The sequence below is a fragment of the Bartonella sp. AP258QHHD genome, assembly GCF_042196145.1.
Lineage (GTDB): Bacteria > Pseudomonadota > Alphaproteobacteria > Rhizobiales > Rhizobiaceae > Bartonella.
In genome coordinates this window covers 20835-38913 of the sequence record NZ_JBHIPR010000058.1, presented here as the reverse complement: position 1 = coordinate 38913, position 18079 = coordinate 20835, and the positions used below count along the sequence as shown (strand labels likewise).

At 39.1% G+C, this 18079-nt stretch carries 12 protein-coding genes and 2 pseudogenes; all 14 read left to right on the top strand.

Annotated features, from left to right (window positions below; genetic code table 11):
- Window positions 1–197: 197 nt before the first annotated feature.
- Window positions 198–500, top strand: a complete 303-nt coding sequence (locus ACFIMM_RS06585) for a type IV secretion system protein VirB7 (protein WP_375610598.1) — start codon at window positions 198–200, stop codon at window positions 498–500.
- Window positions 454–1158 carry a virB8 family protein gene (locus ACFIMM_RS06580; protein WP_375610599.1) on the top strand — a complete coding sequence of 235 codons (705 nt, stop codon included), beginning with the start codon at window positions 454–456 and terminating at the stop codon, window positions 1156–1158. The genes ACFIMM_RS06585 and ACFIMM_RS06580 overlap by 47 nt, the downstream gene beginning before the upstream one ends.
- Entirely contained in the window at window positions 1155–2021 is an 867-nt protein-coding gene (virB9, locus tag ACFIMM_RS06575; protein WP_375612192.1) for a P-type conjugative transfer protein VirB9, read from the top strand. Before ACFIMM_RS06580 ends, virB9 begins: the two co-directional genes overlap by 4 nt.
- Window positions 2014–3174 carry a type IV secretion system protein VirB10 gene (virB10, locus tag ACFIMM_RS06570; protein ID WP_375632458.1) on the top strand — a complete coding sequence of 387 codons (1161 nt, stop codon included), beginning with the start codon at window positions 2014–2016 and terminating at the stop codon, window positions 3172–3174. The genes virB9 and virB10 overlap by 8 nt, the downstream gene beginning before the upstream one ends.
- Window positions 3171–4241, top strand: coding sequence for a P-type DNA transfer ATPase VirB11 (virB11, locus tag ACFIMM_RS06565; RefSeq protein ID WP_375627906.1), 1071 nt, complete (start codon window positions 3171–3173; stop codon window positions 4239–4241). Before virB10 ends, virB11 begins: the two co-directional genes overlap by 4 nt.
- A 107-nt stretch (window positions 4242–4348) precedes the next feature.
- Window positions 4349–4522 carry an antitoxin VbhA family protein gene (locus tag ACFIMM_RS06560; protein ID WP_275065231.1) on the top strand — a complete coding sequence of 58 codons (174 nt, stop codon included), beginning with the start codon at window positions 4349–4351 and terminating at the stop codon, window positions 4520–4522.
- 72 nt (window positions 4523–4594) lie between these two features.
- Window positions 4595–6163 (top strand): BID domain-containing T4SS effector, encoded by a 1569-nt coding sequence (locus ACFIMM_RS06555; RefSeq protein ID WP_375692677.1) that lies wholly within the window; start codon window positions 4595–4597, stop codon window positions 6161–6163.
- A 155-nt stretch (window positions 6164–6318) separates the two neighbouring features.
- Window positions 6319–8237, top strand: a pseudogene (traG, locus tag ACFIMM_RS06550) (Ti-type conjugative transfer system protein TraG).
- 516 nt (window positions 8238–8753) lie between these two features.
- Window positions 8754–10382 carry a BID domain-containing T4SS effector gene (locus ACFIMM_RS06545; protein ID WP_375682797.1) on the top strand — a complete coding sequence of 543 codons (1629 nt, stop codon included), beginning with the start codon at window positions 8754–8756 and terminating at the stop codon, window positions 10380–10382.
- Between the two features lie 248 nt (window positions 10383–10630).
- Window positions 10631–10813, top strand: a pseudogene (locus ACFIMM_RS06540) (type IV secretory system conjugative DNA transfer family protein); the annotation flags it as partial.
- A 1203-nt stretch (window positions 10814–12016) separates the two neighbouring features.
- Window positions 12017–13615 carry a BID domain-containing T4SS effector gene (locus tag ACFIMM_RS06535; RefSeq protein WP_375682798.1) on the top strand — a complete coding sequence of 533 codons (1599 nt, stop codon included), beginning with the start codon at window positions 12017–12019 and terminating at the stop codon, window positions 13613–13615.
- 309 nt (window positions 13616–13924) lie between these two features.
- Complete coding sequence (locus ACFIMM_RS06530) at window positions 13925–15229, top strand: BID domain-containing T4SS effector (protein WP_375682799.1); 1305 nt, start codon at window positions 13925–13927, stop codon at window positions 15227–15229.
- A 341-nt stretch (window positions 15230–15570) separates the two neighbouring features.
- Window positions 15571–16416, top strand: a complete 846-nt coding sequence (locus tag ACFIMM_RS06525) for a BID domain-containing T4SS effector (RefSeq protein ID WP_375682800.1) — start codon at window positions 15571–15573, stop codon at window positions 16414–16416.
- A 350-nt stretch (window positions 16417–16766) separates the two neighbouring features.
- Window positions 16767–18053 carry a BID domain-containing T4SS effector gene (locus ACFIMM_RS06520; protein WP_375682801.1) on the top strand — a complete coding sequence of 429 codons (1287 nt, stop codon included), beginning with the start codon at window positions 16767–16769 and terminating at the stop codon, window positions 18051–18053.
- Window positions 18054–18079: the final 26 nt, after the last annotated feature.

The following is an 18079-nucleotide window of genomic DNA, read 5'->3' as shown; positions in this document are numbered from 1 at the left end:
TTTAAAAGAATAAGCATTTTTGTTTTTGCCTTGTGTGCGCCCTTTGGCGTACACGCCATGATCCTGTTCCAGATAAGATCTAACATCTTGGGTCTAACAATAAAACCAATCAAAACCTTGCATCACATAAACTTGTAAAAATGTTCAGAACAAAGGCTCTCATGCATTGTATTCCAAGATATTTGTGAGTTCAAAAAATGAAACGAAAAATAACTTTTGTTATGGTCCTAACAATCGCTCTTACTGGTTGTGCCTCTTTGAGTGGCCCTAAAAAACCACCACGCTGTAATGGCAAACATACACGCGCTTTAAATAAAGATAAGTGGAATTGGGACAATAAAAACATTGTCTACCCAGAAAAGAGTGTAAAGCCTGTTACCACTCCCATCATTCTCAATACTTTGGAAAGTGAAAAAGTAACAGCCAATTCAGCTTTATTAAAGCCGGTTATTCATGAAGCACGATCTGATAAAACTGTGGAGGTTATGCGTGAAAAGTGATGCCCTTGAAGAATATATAAAAGAAGCGCGCTCATTTGACATTGATCGCATGCATAGCATGCGCGTGCGGATGAAAATCTCCATGGCTTTAACAGTGCTTTTTGGATTGATGACAATTGCGCTGGCTTTAGCTGTCGCAGCTTTGACACCTTTGAAAACGGTAGAGCCTTTTGTTATCCGCGTTGATAACTCAACAGGCATTATTGATACTGTAAGCGCCCTAAAAGAATCCCCTAACGACTATGATGAAGCGATAACGCGTTATTTTGCCAGCCAATATGTTCGCGCTCGTGAAGGTTTTCAAGCATCAGAAGCAGAAAACAATTTTCGCTTAGTCTCTCTTTTATCTTCTCCAAAAGAACAAAACCGTTTTGCAAAATGGTACGCGGGCAATAATCCAGAAAGTCCGCAAAATATTTATCATAACATGATTGCTACGATCACAATCAAATCAATCTCTTTTATAAGTAAAGATCTTATCCAAGTTCGTTACTATAAAACGATCAGAGACTTGAATGAAAAAGAAAATATTTCCCATTGGATTTCAATCTTAAATTTTTCCTACGTGAACGCACACATTTCAACGTCTGATCGTCTTATCAACCCTCTTGGTTTTCAAGTATCGGAATATAGATCTGATCCAGAGGTGATAAAATGATCAGACTTTTACAAACAATCTCTTTAATTTTTACGATCACTGTCAGCTTCCACACAGCTCTCTCACTTGCGGAAACAGCGCCTGTCAGTGCACGTAAAGATAACCGCATCAGATTTGTCAATTATGACCCCTACAACGTCGTACAAATCATTGGCTCCATTCGCTCTTCGGTTCAACTAGAATTTGCCGTTGATGAAGAAGTAACCTATGTAGGAATTGGAAATTCGGTTGCTTGGCAAGTTGCACCGGCTGGACACTTTGTTTTTCTCAAACCACGTGAAGTCCAGCCTGTGACAAATTTACAAATTGTCACAAGCCGCCAAGATGGAACACAACGCTCTTATCAATTCGAGCTACAAGTCCGTGAAGGCGATGTTTCAGCCGGCAATGAGACGTATTTCTTGGTAAAGTTTCGTTATCCAGAAGATGAAGCCTTACGTAAGAAATTAGCCGAAGCAGAAAAAGAAAAACAACGTGAAGAAAACTTTGTCAATGATATTTTAAATATCCATGAAGATTTTGGACCACGCAATTGGGCTTATGAAGCTCAAGGCTCATCTCTTATTGAACCTGCTTCTGTCTATGATAATGGGAAAACAACAACCTTTACCTTTTTAGGCAACATTGAAATCCCTGCCATTTACATTGTATCGCCTGATGGGCAAGAAGCGCTTATTCCCAAATCGATTAAAGGCAACAAGGTTATTGTTCATGCAACAGCTGCACAATTCACGCTACGACGTGGGAATGAAGTATTGTGCATCTTTAACAAAAGGTTCGTACCAAAAGGAATTAATCCTGAAACAGGTACGACATCACCATCTGTACAACGTAAAGTGAACCTAGGAAGCAGCCATGAATAACACCGTGGATGAAAAAAGCATTAATGATCGCGATACAATAAAAAATGCTCAAGGGAAAAGTCAACAGAACAATGTGGGGAAAGCTATTGCTCTTATTATTCTTTTCAGTGTCTGTCTTTATTTAACCTATTCAACACTTGTTACAGACAAAAAGCAACCAATTGAATCTTCAAAAGAAGGAAAAGTTATAAAACAAACAGAGCTTTTTCGTCCTGCAAAGCCTACCCCTCCCCCCTTTGAACAGCCTCAACGAAATAACGCTCTATTACCAAAAGTCGAGCTACCAACACCAAACATCAATCAATTAAATTCTGATAACTCACTGCTGGAAGCAGCACAACGTGCTCCTGTATTAGCTTATGCAAGTACACAACAAGGCAAAATAGATTCACAAACAAATAATGGTGCTTTGCCTCACCAACTTGAAAGCAAACCTGATGAAACGACACAACGTTTTAATCATCTTCTCAAACCCACAGTGCTTGAAGGTATTCGTGCTTCAACCCTTGGCAATCGAAACTACATCATCGCGATGGGAACTTCTATTCCTTGTATTTTAGAAACAGCCATCAACAGTGATCAACAAGGTTTTGCCAGTTGTATCATCTCCAGAGATATCTTATCAGACAATGGTCGTGTTGTGCTTCTTGATAAAGGCACCCAAATTGTTGGTGAATATCGCGCCGGATTGAAAAAAGGCCAAACACGTCTCTTTGTACTATGGAATAGAGCAAAAACCCCCAATGGTATCATTATATCTTTAGCTTCACCGGCAACGGATGCTTTAGGGCGTTCTGGTATGGATGGAGATATTGATAACCATTGGCTCGAGAGGATTGGGTCTGCGCTTCTTGTCTCACTAATAAAAGATGCAACACACTATGCCAATAAACGTTTATCAAAAAAACAGGAAAAAGAAGAAACTGAAACAATCTCTTCAGGACAAAACATCGCAAACATTCTCGTAGAAAATTACGCCAATATTCCTCCAACATTATCCAAAAACCAAGGGGAAATGGTGAATATCTTTGTTGCCCGCGATTTAGATTTTTCCAGCGTTTATAAATTGAAAGTCATCGAAAACAAAAAACAGATTATCAATCGAGCTGTTTCAAGAAACTTTTACAAAAATTCGGCGGTAACTTTAGAATGAACTCAAACTTACATACCATGAGCGATGAAACCGTTGCGATTGTTCTCACAAAACTTGAACCCATCAGTGCTTTTTTGAAAGATGATAGACTCTTTGAAATTGTTATCAATCGTCCCTATCAAGTCATGACTGAAGGATTTGATGGATGGAAAACAATAGAAGCACCGGGGCTCTCTTTTAATGAGCTTATGGGGATTGCGAAAGTTGTCGCATCCTATTCCAAGCAAAACATATCGGACAAAAACCCAATATTATCTGCAACGCTACCAGGCAATGAGCGTATTCAAATTGTCATTCCGCCCGCTGTCGAAAAAGACACGATTAGTATGACAATTCGTAAACCGTCATCGCAGAGTTTTTCTCTCGAAGAGCTCGCAAATAAGGGCCTCTTCTCGCTCTGTGAACAGATCTCTTTCACACCCTTGAATGACTATCATTCTCGTTTTAACGAACTCAAAATCATCGAGCATAAATTAGCCAATGCCTACTGTAATAAAGACTTTGTCTCTTTTTTAAATCAAGCTGTAGAATGCCAGAAAAATATTTTAATTGCGGGAAAAACCGGTTCGGGTAAAACAACATTATCAAAAGCATTAATCGCAAAAATCCCTCAAGAAGAGCGTATTATCACCATCGAAGACACACAAGAATTGGTGATACCACACCCTAACCATGTCTCAATGTTCTATTCAAAAGATGGACAAGGCTTAGCCTCCGTTGGCCCCAAAGAGTTGCTTGAATCATCTTTACGGATGCGTCCTGATCGTATTCTTTTGCAAGAACTTCGAGATGGTACAGCCTTTTATTATATCCGCAATGTCAATTCAGGCCATCCAGGTTCCATTACGACGGTTCACGCATCAACAGCACTTGCAGCCTTTGAGCAGATGACCCTTTTGGTCAAAGAAAGTGAAGGCGGTGGTGATTTAGAGCGTGATGATATTCGAGGCCTGTTGATTTCAATGATTGATATCATCATCCAATGCAAACGGATTGAAGGAAAATTTAAGGTCACAGAAATTTATTACGATCCCTTCAAACAACGAAACATCTTTGGAGGTGACTAAAGGAAGATCACACTGGCTGCCAAAGGCTCTTTTAAAGAAACGATTGCAAATAAAAGGAAAAATGCGTGAAAACCAAAGAAACAGAAAACAGAGAAAATCTTTTATCGATGACAGAAGAAGAATTGAAAAAACGCCGTGAAGCCGTTGAAGCAGCCATCAGCACCCATGCAATAGAGGGAATAGCGCTTCATTCCAAAACGTTGAAAATTTTAGAAGAATACGCAAAGGGGAATATTTCACTCGAGGAATTTAATACTCTTATGGACAACACGACATTATAAGGAAGCTACAATGCCAAAAGAAAAATTAAAAAAACAGATGTGACATCCACAGTGCCTTCCCCTGAACATTATATGTATCCTAAAAGCAAAACATTAAAAAATAAATATGGAATAACAAACCTTGACGCTTTTACGGCAAGATGTGCGCATGATTCAGCAAAAGCGATGGTTAATCTGCGTGAAGCCCCCTTACCAGAAAAGTTTGATAGCTCCTATCTATGCCTTATTCATCAATGTCTATTTGAAAATACCTTTGAATGGGCTGGACAAACCCGCAATGTTCCCTTTACATTTGAAGATGGTACTACTGCCGTCGCTCCAGTAATGAAAAAAATAACAAATTTTGCAGTCGGTAGCGAATTACAAGAAGGTTTACAAAAATTAGATCAAACGCTTGCCGAAAAAAATAATTTGCAGGATTTATCATGCAAAGAATTTGCTTATGAAGCAGCCAAAATATTTGCCTCTCTCAACTATACACACCCCTTTAGAGAAGGCAACGGACGTACACAACGGATCTTTTTTGAAAATCTTGCCAAAGCCGCAGGGCATCAGCTTGATTTTTCACTGGTTACAAAAGAACGCATGTTGGTTGCTAGTGTTGCAGCAATACAAAATGACAATCTAGAACCAATGCAACATCTGTTTGACGATATCTCTAATCCCAATAAAATACCTCTTTTAAAGGAATTCATGAGCAACACGAAAGAACTTGGGCGTAGTGTGAATGATCGCCCTGTTATGGTCACAAAGGAAGGTGAAACCTACACGGGCACCTATAGAGGTGCTGGTCTTAACAGCTTTGCCTGCAATGTAAAAGGAGCTTACATTATCGGCAATAAAGAACATCTCACACCAGAACAACTCAAAACATTAAAACCCGGTGATAAATTTACCTTTACCGTTCCCAAAACAAAAGAGCTTGAAAGCATTCTTATTCCAGAAGAGAAATTAGCCCCTTTGACAAAAAATGAAACGGCCCAAATGGTTGCAGAAGATGCCTGTGTCCACGTAAGCCTAAAACAGGTCCAGAAACTGTCAAAAATTGTTTATGGTAATACAAAAACATTAGACAAACAGATGGTAGAAATCATCAAAAATCCAAGCTTAGGCCAACAGCTCGCCAACAAGATTGAAAGGGCACCGAGCTCTGTTTCTCGTCTTGCAGGTTTCAGTTTATGTGGACTACAAAATCAGGCACGTGCAAACGCTAAAAATCATATTGGTATGCTCTGTACTGCCGTTGCAAATTTCGCGTATGCTGTAAAATATGCTGAAAAGGAAATCACGCAAGAACATGCAACAGAACAAAGTCGCCTTGCAAAAACAATAGAAATGCCAAGTCAAAGCTTGCAAGATCTCCTCGCCTTGCCAAAAGAATTACAGCAAGAAGCTTTAGCAAAAAATTCTTTATGTCAAAAAGAGCTCAGCAACTTTGTAAAAAAGATCAACACCCGTCTTTCACCAAATGAACATAAAGCAGTTCAAAATAATGATTATGAAACACTGGCTCAAAGCATTGGTGTATCAGAAAATAAAGCCAAACAAATTACACAAATTATTAAGCAAACCAAAGAAGTACATCAGCAAGCACAAATATGCACAATGCGCCATTCCAAAGCATTCGCTATGGCCTGCTAAGAATGGATAAAACCTTCCTCCTTGATGAGAAAGGCTCATAAACGAAAACTGTTTGGCGTTATCTGCACCTTTGCAAAAAGAGATGAGAGTTAATATCACGTACCTGAAAAAGAGCATTTCGCAACATATTCTGATAGAATTGAGAGTAAAATACAATGAAATATACCAAAACACAAATGGTACTTATTTTAACACCAATCGCTTTAGGTGCTTTAACGATATTCCTTGTCCCTCATTTTTTACTGTTAATAACAAATGGACTAAAGAGCGATCAAATTTATTGGACTCTTCGTTCTGAGCCTTTATTAGTCTTAGCACTAACGGCTGCTGTTTCATTGTTGTATAGTCTGTCGCAAAAACTGCACTTACGTAAAATAATCACTTTTGTCTCCGTTGTTTTTTTTGGAACAACCGCTCGTTACTATATTGGTGGTGAAATAAAACGTTTAAGTCCCTATGTTGGCCATCAAGGAATAACGTGGAGCTATGCGCTTCAATTCATGGACCCCATGGTTGTTTTTGGCATCATCATTGGTGTTTTTTTTCCATCATTCAATTCGTAACAACCCTTCCCCCTAAAAGTAAGGTCAAGCGTGCAAAAAAAGGTATTTTTGGTGAGGCCGCTTGGATGAATTTAAGAGAGGCAGCAAAAATCTTTCCTGCCAATGGGCAAATTGTTGTGGGTGAAAGATACCGTGTCGATCAAGATAATGTGTGCAACATTCCCTTTGCACCTGGCAATAAAACAACATGGGGAAAGGGTGGAACAGCCCCTTTGCTAACCTTTAATCTTGATTTTGGTTCAACTCATATGATCTTTTTTGCTGGTTCTGGTGGCTATAAAACAACAAGTACAGTAGTTCCTACGTGTTTAACCTATCCAGGGTCTATTATTTGTCTTGATCCTTCAACAGAAGTTGCCCCAATGGTCAAATTTGCGCGTCAAAAAATGGGAAATAGAAATGTCATTGTTCTCGATCCTAACTCATTGTTAACAAAAAACTTTAATGTCATCGATTGGCTTTTAGACGACAGCGTACCACGCACACAACGCGAAGCAAATATTGTAAGCTTTTCAAAGTTGCTTCTTACAGATAAAAAATCAGATAATTCTTCAGCGGAATATTTCTCAACACAAGCCCATAATCTATTAACAGCTCTTCTTGCTCATGTTGTATTTTCTGATGAATATGAAGACAGCGAGCGCAATTTAAAAACATTGCGTGGTATTCTCTCTCAATCAGAAACAGCTGTTGTTAATCAATTACGCATGATTCAAGAAACAACACCTTCTCCTTTTATTCGTGAAATGGTTGGTATTTTTACAGAAATGGCAGAGCAAACCTTTTCAGGGGTTTATACCACCGCCTCAAAAGACACCCAATGGCTTTCTTTATCCAATTATGCAGATCTTGTCTGCGGAGATGATTTTTTTTCCTCAGATATTACCAATGGCAATACAGATGTTTTTCTCAATCTCCCCGCAAGCATTTTAAACAGTTATCCAGCTATTGGACGTGTGATTATTGGCGCCTTTCTCAATGCCATGGTTACAGCAGACGGTAACTATAAAAAGCGTGTTTTATTTGTCTTAGATGAAGTTGATCTTTTAGGCTATATGAATATTTTAGAAGAAGCCCGCGACCGTGGACGTAAATACGGTACATCCTTGATGCTCTTCTATCAATCCTCTGGCCAGTTGGTCAACCACTTTGGAGAAGCAGGAGCACGTTCATGGTTTGAAAGTTGTTCCTTTGTCAGCTATGCTGCCATTAAAGATCTCCAAACTGCCAAAGACATTTCAGAACGCTGTGGCCAAATGACCGTTGAAGTAACCGGAACAAACAAATCAAGAGGTTTATCTTTAGGAAAGAGTTCATACAACGTCAATTACCAACAAAGAGCCCTGATTTTACCCCACGAAGTTATTCAAGAAATGCGTCAAGATGAACAAATTATTCTGATGCAAGGACAACCCCCTTTGCGATGTGGTCGCGCCATCTATTTCAGAAGAAAAGAAATGTTAGCCGCAGCTGCAAAAAACCGCTTTGCCCCAAAAGCACAGAAAAACTAAAAAACACCCTCTAATGGAGGTCATGCATCAAAACAAAAACATCAAAGGATAAAAGCAGAGATTCTATCTCATAAAAGCCTATAAAGAAGGAATTCCCGCTTGATACAACAAGAAAAATATGGGGAAAAGTCTTTAAATGATGGTATTATGCCTGTGCTTACCAATGCCAATTTTCTTTATAAAGCACTCTCCTCATCTCCAAATAATAAATACCAATCATATCTATGCCTTGAGAATCCTATCAGGAAACTTTTGAAGGCACCGCTTTTATAGGGAAATTTTTCTACAAAAAAATTAAAAGACAATATGCATGAAAACAACCCAAATGAACCATTCTCTCTCAGTAAAAGAAAAAAATGCCAAGATAAAGATTGATACACTCAAAAACACCTACGAATTTGAGGGATTTTTTCCTCACCCAAGTCTCAACATCTCAAAACAATATGCGTGGGGGATTTTCAAACAAAAAGTTTAACACACTCTCATAGACAATGTAACATTATAAGGAATGTAACAATGCCCAAAGCAAAAGAAAAAACAAAAGGAATTCCCTCACCCCATAATTATATCTATCTTGGTACCAAAATTCTCAAAAATAGATATGGAGAAACAGATTTAAAACGCTTTCTGGAAAAATGCTCACATGATAGGCAAAAAGCCATGATCAATCTGCGTGCAGAACCCCTGCCAGAATATTTTAATTCAACTTATCTATGCCATATCCACCAACAATTGTTTAAAAATACCTTTGTATGGGCTGGACATCTGCGCCATATCCCCTTCGCATTTACAGACGATAGCATTGCCGCCATGCCAGAAATGAAAAGAATGGAATGGGGCAATAATTTTGCAACCGGTGAAGAAATCCCTGAACTCTTACAAAAATTAGATCAAACGCTTGCCGAAAAAGACAATTTGCAAGGCTTAACACGCGAAGAATTTGTCAAGGAAGCAACGAGTCTATTTTATTCTCTTCACAAAATCCACCCATTCATAGATGGCAATGAGCACACAGAACAAGTCTTTTTTGAAAATCTTGCCAAAGCTGCAGGACATCAGCTTGACTTTTCGCTTGTCACACAAAAACGTATGATGGCTGCCTGTAGCGAAGCAATACAATATAGCAATACACAACTGTTGAAAGATCTTTTTGAGGATATCTCCAATCCCCCCAAAATACGTCTTTTAAAAGAATTTATGGACCACATAAACAATACGGGACGCAACGTGGATGATCGCCTTGTTATAGCAACAAAGGCAGGAGAAACCTATATAGGAACTTATAAAGGTTGTTATTCAGAAGGTTTTATACTCGATGTGCAAGGAACTTACATCATTGGTAGCAAAGATGATCTCACACCAGAACGATTAAAAACATTAAAACCTGGTGATATCATTACCTTTACCGCCCCCAACAGCAAAGAGCTTGAAAACACGCTTATTCCAAAAGAAACATTAGCGCCTCTCACAAAAAGTGAATGTGCCAAAACAGTTGCGCTAGATAGTTACGTTCTCAAAGCTCAAAAGCAAGTCCGAGCTTACGCAAAAGCTGTTTATGGTGACGCAAACGTATTAAACGAACAGATAGAAGAGATTATTAAAAATCCAGAATTAGGCAGACAGTTTGCTAATCAGATTAAACAGGCACCGCACTCTGTTTCTCCTCTTGCAGGTTTTAGTATATGCGGTCTACAAAATCCGGCACGTGTACACGCTCGAAATTATCTTGATGTGTTCTCTCTTGCAATTGAGAATTATGTGTATACTGTAGAAGCTACCTATAATATAGTCACTCGAGACCATAAAATTAAACAAGAACGCCTTGGAAAAGCGGTAGAGAATCCCAGTCAAAACTTGAAAAATATTTTTGCTTTATCACCGGAAAAACAAAGAGAAATCTTGTCTCAATCTCCTCAATTACACCAAGAGCTCCGTACTTTTATAAACAGTTTAGAACATCGTCTCTCATCAAACGAATGTAGTGCGATCACAAACAAAGATTATGAAACACTTGCACAAAGTATTGGTATATCAGAACAGAAAGCACGAGAAATTACCGACATTGTTCAAAAAGCAAGGAACGCTCATAGCCAATTCTACACACGCACACAAAATCGTTCAAATACACTTGCTATGGCCAACTAAAAAATATGAAACTTTGTTTTTTTGATTTAAACACCTATGTGGAAGAGATATTTTAATATTCTTATCATACATGCAAAAAACAGACTACTTAAGCGCCCTACCACCAATTTTGCACATAGCATATACACCATATCCAAAGCAATTGGACAGGATAATTGTTAATTCCTTTTAAACGTCATGATTACTACCAACGAAAGCTACAAAAGCCTATTTTATTTGTCTTAGATGGAGTCGATTTTCGTGGTTATATGAATATTTTAAAAAGAGCACTCATTTTACCCCACGAAGTTATTCGAGAAATGCGTCAAGATGAACAAATTATTCTGATGCAAGGCTCCCCTTCGCAATGTGGTTGCGCCATCTATTTCAGAAGGAAAGAAATGTTAGCCGCAGCTGCAAAAAACCGCTTTGCTCCACAAAAGAAAAACTAACTTCCTATTATGAGATCTTGACTATGAAAAGTCCAACCACAAAAACAACATACATTTCTATTTTTTAAAAACCCGTTAACAAAAAGTTTTTGACCGCTTCTTCACACATAAGGAAAACATGATAAAAAATCCGTGTTTTTTCCTTTTTGTATTTTGTGTATCGTTTTACCAGTACCCATCGTCTTTACAAGAAAGTCCACCCCCCTCAAATCACCTATAACCAAACCAACATTTCCACTTGAGAACGTCCTGCAAATACATTCCTACAAAGCTTTTTGTTTATAATTTATCCCCTACAAACAAGCAAAAACATTTCACAACGCTAATCACCAATATCAAGACTTAAAAAAACGGTTGATCTTTGAGACAACAACTCTCAAAACACCTACACTCAAGAACATCGATTTTTTCCCAAAAAATATTTAAGATATACATCAAAATGAATAAATCATTCTTATACAAGCTTTCCCCCCTTTACGATATCATAAAGTGTTCTATTTTAATGATAAAGCGCTGAAAAAGGCTTTTCTCCCCAACCAAAGAAAAGTTTTTATTCTCTTATGGGTCTTAAATCTTAAAGCAGCGCACACAATAAGAGCAACAACACAAAGTAAAAAACATTTTGTTGCAAAAATACACAAAAAAGATGTTCGTATGGCAAGATATTCATATGGAGCAATAAAAAAAATATAATGGAGAAAAATTTTTGATGACTGCTTTTGCCCATAGATTCACCAATCTGAGAGCTGTGTATGAAAAGTACCAGCACCATCCACTAACCAAGAGCGATTACACCCGCTATATCCACGCCCCTCATCAAAGCGCTCTTGCAAACAACTTTGTTAAAGGAAAAAACAACAATTTTAAGCAACATTTTTCTTTTTGACCTCTTCCTTACACCTCAAAAAACGAAGATTTTACCCAGAGTCAATTTATAGAAAATCCATTTTCTGACCACTCATGGGCTTCATATCAGCGCCCTAAATACCAGCATTTTACAGTACAAGATAATAAACAAAGGAAACATCAGAAAAGCTTTTCAAAAGCATCACAAAACGATTGATACAACATCCATACACTGAAGGGAAAAGCACTCCCTCTCATAACAACCAAAATCTCAAAAGAATACGCGAAGGGGAATTTTTCACATGCAGCGTTTAAGACGCTCATCAACCATCACCCTACCTACTTAGGAGAGATTACATGTTAGAGCAAAATTATCTATATAAAGGAACCAAAACACTCAAAAATAAATATGGCATCAAAGACCCTAAAAAACTGTATCAACGCAGTACCCATGACGTCACTAAAGCAGCCGTAAATTTTCGCCATGAACCACCCCCACAAAAATTTGATGCTTCCTATCTAAAACTAATCCACTGGAGCCTCTTCTACGAAACTTTTGAATGGGCGGGCCACACCCGCGATACATCCTTTACATTTGAAGACGGCACTTCTGCCCATATGCCGGCGATGCGTCCCAAAGGTTATGAAGTTCCTTTTGCTATTGGACCGAAGATTCAAAAAGAACTAAAACAACTCGAAAAAACACTTAATGAAAAGAACAATTTAAAAGGTTTATCGCGCCAAGAATTTGCTGAAAGTGCCGCTGAAGTTTTTATGGCGCTTGAACACGCGCATCCTTTTAGAAAAGGCAATGGGCGCGTCAATCGAATGTTTATGGAAAAACTTGGACAAGCAGCAGGGCATACCATTGACTTTTCTTTCATCACAAAAGGACGCATGACAGCAGCTTGTATTGAAGCCATGCAATATGGCAATCCTCAACCGATGAAAGATCTTTTTGAAGATATCACGCATCCGCAAAAATCCCTTGTTTTAAAAGAATTCATCTCCCAAATGAGAAACGCTGGATTGGATGAAATTAACAATCGTGTTGTTGTTGCTGCAAAAGAAGATGTAACCTATGAAGGCATCTTTAGAGGTTTTTCAGCAGAAGGTTTTGTCATGGAAGTAGAGGGAGCTTTCGTCGTCGGACACAAAGATGATCTTCCCCCAGAACAAGTCAAAACATTACAAAACGGTGCCCGCCTCTGCTTTCAAAAAACCAACGTTCAAAGCTTAAAAGAAACACTGATCCCAAAAGAAACTTTAGCCCCTCTTACCCATGAAGAGTTATTTGAAAGGATTTCAAATGACGCTTATGTTGAAGCATGCCGAAAAGAAATCGAAAATTTATCAAAGACTGTTTATGGTAAAACCCAGTCCTTAAAGACAACATTAGATATCATAACGGCAGCTCCAAACTTAGGAAATCAGTTTGCCGATGAAACTTTACAAAACCCTCAATCAATTTCTAAATTTGCTGGGAGTAAAATACTTGGCATGAAAAGTTCAAATCGCAGACAAGCCGAACAGGCTGTTCCACAACTCAGCCAAGCCCTTAAAAATTATGGCGCAATAACACAACAAACAAAAGATGCAATTCTAGAGCAACACCAAAGAGAACAAAATCGCCTGAACCACACTGTCGAAAAACCTGGAAAAAATTTACAAAACCTTTTTGCCTTACCAGAAGAACAACAAAGGGAAGCTTTATTCCATTCTCGTTCACTGCGACAAGAACTCCATACCTTTTCACGACAACTACACAATCGTCTATCCTCAGAAGATCGTAAAGCCATACAAGAAAAAGATTATACCAGACTAGCTTGCCTCCTTGGGACATCGGAAAGCAAAGCAAAAGAAATTGCGAATACTGTAAAGAACACCCAAGAAGCACAATGCCAAGCTCGCAGCTTGAAAGTTAGTCGTTCCTCATCGCTGGCTCTTACCGGCTAAAAACGCGTGAACTTTTGCCTTCCAACAGAACTCTTTATACCAATCATTTTATCTCCATTACGCCCACCAATTGTTTTAAAATGTTACAAAAGATAGTCCTAAAAATGAATCCTGTAATCTACTATAACTTATTGATAATATTTCATAAAAAAACTGTATAAAAGACATAAATGTCCATTACATATCAATATGAATAGCGCGAAGTCTTTGGATACCATTCAGTTTGATATTCTTCTTTTGTCTTAAAAAATATCAAAAAGTGGGAAATGCGCCAAAGAGGTTTTCTAAAAATATTGAAAGGAAACAGCCATGAAAAAAAGTCACCCAACTCCTTCTACCAATGTAGAGGAACTAAGACGACAATTTGAACAACAAAACCTAGAAGCTTCTAATGTAGAAGACCTCTACGCAAAGGTTAATAAACCACCTAAAGAACAGCGCACCTCACCTCAATATACACTTCAACAACCACCAGAAACGGTCTATGCTCCCAAAAAGCCACTTGACCAACAAAACCTAGGAGCTTCTAATGTAGAAGACTTCTACGCAAAAGTTAATAAGCCACCCAAAGAACAGCGCACCTCACCTCAATATACACTTCAACAACCACCAGAAACGGTTTATGCTCCCAAAAAGCCACTTGACCAACAAAACCTAGGAGCTTCTAATGTAGAAGACCTCTACGCAAGGGTTAATAAGCCACCCAAAGAACAGCGCACCTCACCTCAATATACACTTCAACAACCATCAGAAACGGCCTATGCTCCCCAAAAGCCACTAGGAAATCCCTATGACAGACTTGGTGAAAGACCAAGTGATGGGCGACGCACCGACAAACTCGTAAACCCCTATTCAATAACGGATTTGGCAGCACAAGGTTGGCAAACACCCTACGACACAGTTGGTGAAGGTGCACAGGGTGGACGACATCCCCATGAACCAGAACATCTCTATGCAGAGCTTAACTTTGATGAACGTGGTGAGCCCTCTCCCCAAAGACCACTCGAATCTGTCTATACAACGGTTGGCATGGGGGCTGAAGGCGGGCAAGAGTCTGAACAACTAGAAAATCCCATCTATCAAGGCGTTGGCGGAGGCAGAATCTCCCCTCCCAGAACCCCAAAAGATGTGGTTACAACAAAGCTTTTAACAAACGTAGACTTTCAATATGGTGTAAGAGAAATCCAAGAGCGATGCAGAGTTGTTTATAAAAACGAACATGCTTTGAATGGACCACTTGCGAAGATCCTTGATGATCCTCAGGGTGCAGAAAAAGTCTTACTGGAGCTTGCAGAAAACCCTGAAAGCGCTGGTAAGCTTGCAGGTCACAAAATACTTGGTGTAAAATCTCCAAGCCGCAGAGAAGCTGAAGATGAGTTTACCCACCTTTGCTCAGCTCTTGAGAGACATATACATAATACACAAAAGCTCCATAAACAGTTTACACGGGAGCAGGAAAGAGAAAGAAGTCAAAGACACGAAAGTCCAGAAAGAGACCCAGAACACAGACATCACCACCATCATCATCACGCAAGAGGACGAGAATACAATAGTCCAGAGCCCAGCCCACAACAACAAAGACATGGAGAAAAAGGAATGGCTTTTGCCATGTAAGGAGAGCATAAACATAAAAACAGATAGTTTTTGTTTTTCATGTAATCTTTTTTTCAGTGAGTTTCTTGGTGCAAATCATTTTATCGTGATTGCACCAAGAGTTGTTTTAAAATATTACAAAAAATAGTTCTAAAAAAGAATCCTATAATTTATCATAACTTATTGATAAAATTTCATAAAAAAACTGTATAAAAGACACAAAGGTCCGTCACACTATTCTCGAATAGCGCGAAATCTTTGGAGGTCATTCGGTTGGATATCTTCCTTATATAAAAGTTATCAAAACTAAAAGTGGGGAATGCACCAAAGAGGTTTTCTAAAAATATTGAAAGGAAATATGTATGAAAAAACATCATTCACATCCTTCTGCAAATCCAGAAGCCCTCTATGCAACAGTTAATAAACCAAACAGAGGAAACCAGCGCGGACCAACCCCAGAAGAGGAAGTTCTATACGCATCCGTTAGCAGTATTTCTCCTTCCAAAGGGAGACATCCTGATCGGGGAAGAGAAAGTCCTGAAACCGACTATGCAACGGTTGCTCCCCCAAAACGTGAAAAGGAAGTTCTATACGCATCAGTGAGCAGCGTTTCTCCTCTTTCAAGAGGGAGACATCCTGATCGGGGAAGAGAAAGTCCTGAAACCGACTATACAACGGTTGCTCCGCACCAAAGAGGAAGATCTTCATCTTCCCTCACAACGGAGCAAATAAGTGTCATGCTTTTAAAAAATCCACACGTCCAAGCACATGCAGAAGAGATCATGCATTGGGGTAAGATTGTTTATGGCAATGACAAGCTTTTCCAAGAACACTTGCAAGGAATACTTACAGATCCCAGTAAAGGAAAAGAGCTTTCAGATCGACTTGCTGAAAATCCTGAATCTATGCATAAGCTCGCTGGCCATTCCGCACTTGGCATAAAAAGTCAAGCACGCAAAGCAGCTGAAGACGGTTTTAAACCGCTCATTGATGCCATTGATGGTTATACAAAAGCTGTACAAGACGCAACAACAAGACTATCGCAAACCCCTATGGCAGAACAAAGACGTCGTCAAGAAAATTCTCAGCAAGTTGAGAGACACCATCATCATCGTCATCATCACGCAAGAGGACAAGAACAAAATAGTCCAGAGCACAGCCCTCAAAGACAAAGACACGGAGAAAAAGGAATGGCTTATGCCATGTAAAGGGGCGTAAACATAAAAACAGATAGTTTTTGTTTTTCATTTAATCTTTTTTTCAGTGAGTTTCTTGGCGCAAATCGTTTCATCGCGATTGCGCCAAGAATTGTTTTAGAATGTTACAAAAAATAGTCCTAAAAATGACGCCTGTAATTCACGATAAATATTGATAACTTATTGATAATATTTCACAAAAAAACTGTATAAAAGACACAAATGTCCATTAAGCTGATTGCAAATAGCGCAGATCTTTGGAAGCTCATTCAGCTCGATATTTCTTTTGTCTCAAAGCGATCCAAGCATAAAAGGCAAGAATGCACCAAAGAGGTTTTCTAAAACAATTTTTGAAAGGAAACATGCATGAAAAAAAACACCCTCATCCTTTTCCATCCTCTTCAATACAAGAACTTATAAAGCTCTATGAACAAGCGGCGGCAGAGGTCTCAGGCGCTGCAGCCCCCCTTCCTAAAGAAACGCCTTCAAAAAGCAAAAGACTGTCATCCATACCGGAAGAAGATGAGGAAAGACAATCTCTTTTAAGCGAAGAAACTGTATATGCATCAACAAATCGAACAGCTTCGTTAACAAGAGGCGGCTCTACCAAAAGACCGCAAGAAGCTGAAACGACACACTCAACAGTTACTTCACAAATTACCCAAAGGACAACAAGAGTTCTCTCAGAGGAAGAAATCATTCTATTGCTTCCACACCATTCATTGGTTCGAACCTATCAAGAGGAAATCCAACATTTATCCGAAAAAGCCTATGGTAACCCAAACATTTTGCAAGAAAAAATGCAGGAAATTCAAAAAAATCCTGCTGCAGGAGAGGAGCTCTCATGGCGCATGGCAGCTCATCCTGAAAGCATCACTAAACTTTCCGGCACCAACATGTTGGGCTTTAAAAATCGAACGCGTAGACAAGCGGAAGAAAGTTTTTCTGCTCTCAGTGTCACCGTTGATTGTTATACAGAAGCCGTAAAACAGGCAAGAGAGAGCCTCTTACAATCTCCAGAGCAAGAACTCAAAAACTATGAACGCTTAATGGGGAAGGAAGCTGTCACTAAACTTCTACAAAAATCAGATCAACGCGAAAAAGAAACGCTTTCAGAGACAGAAATTTCTACCAAAATTCACCAACATTCAAAAGTCAGAAGACACCATGCCCAAATCCAATATTGGTGCGGAGTTGTTTTTGGCAACACAAACATTTTGCAATCACAGGTGGAAATGCTTTTCCAAAACCCTGAAACAATAGAACAGCTGGCACAGCAACTTGCCGGAAATCCTCAATCTTTTCACAAGTACGCTGGTCGTAACTTTTGTGGCTTCAAAAATAAAGCACGCAGACATGCTGAAGCGGGTCTTTCTCACCTCATTGACGCCGCTGACAATTATGCAACAGCTGTAACACAAGTAAGAGAGAGCCTTTCAAAAACTCAGCAGACAAAACAAGAACACAATGAAGCATCTTCTGAGAGAGCGAAAATCTTGCATCAACAACAAAGCGTCTCACAGCCTGCTCAACGCGTTGAGCTTTCAACAGTAACGCATGAAGGAGCAACAACCTCTACTCAACAAAGAGAAACAGATATTCGTCCTCGCAAAACTGCCGCCCCAAAAGCGATGGCTTTTGCCAGCTAAACAGACATAAGTTTTCACGTTGAATC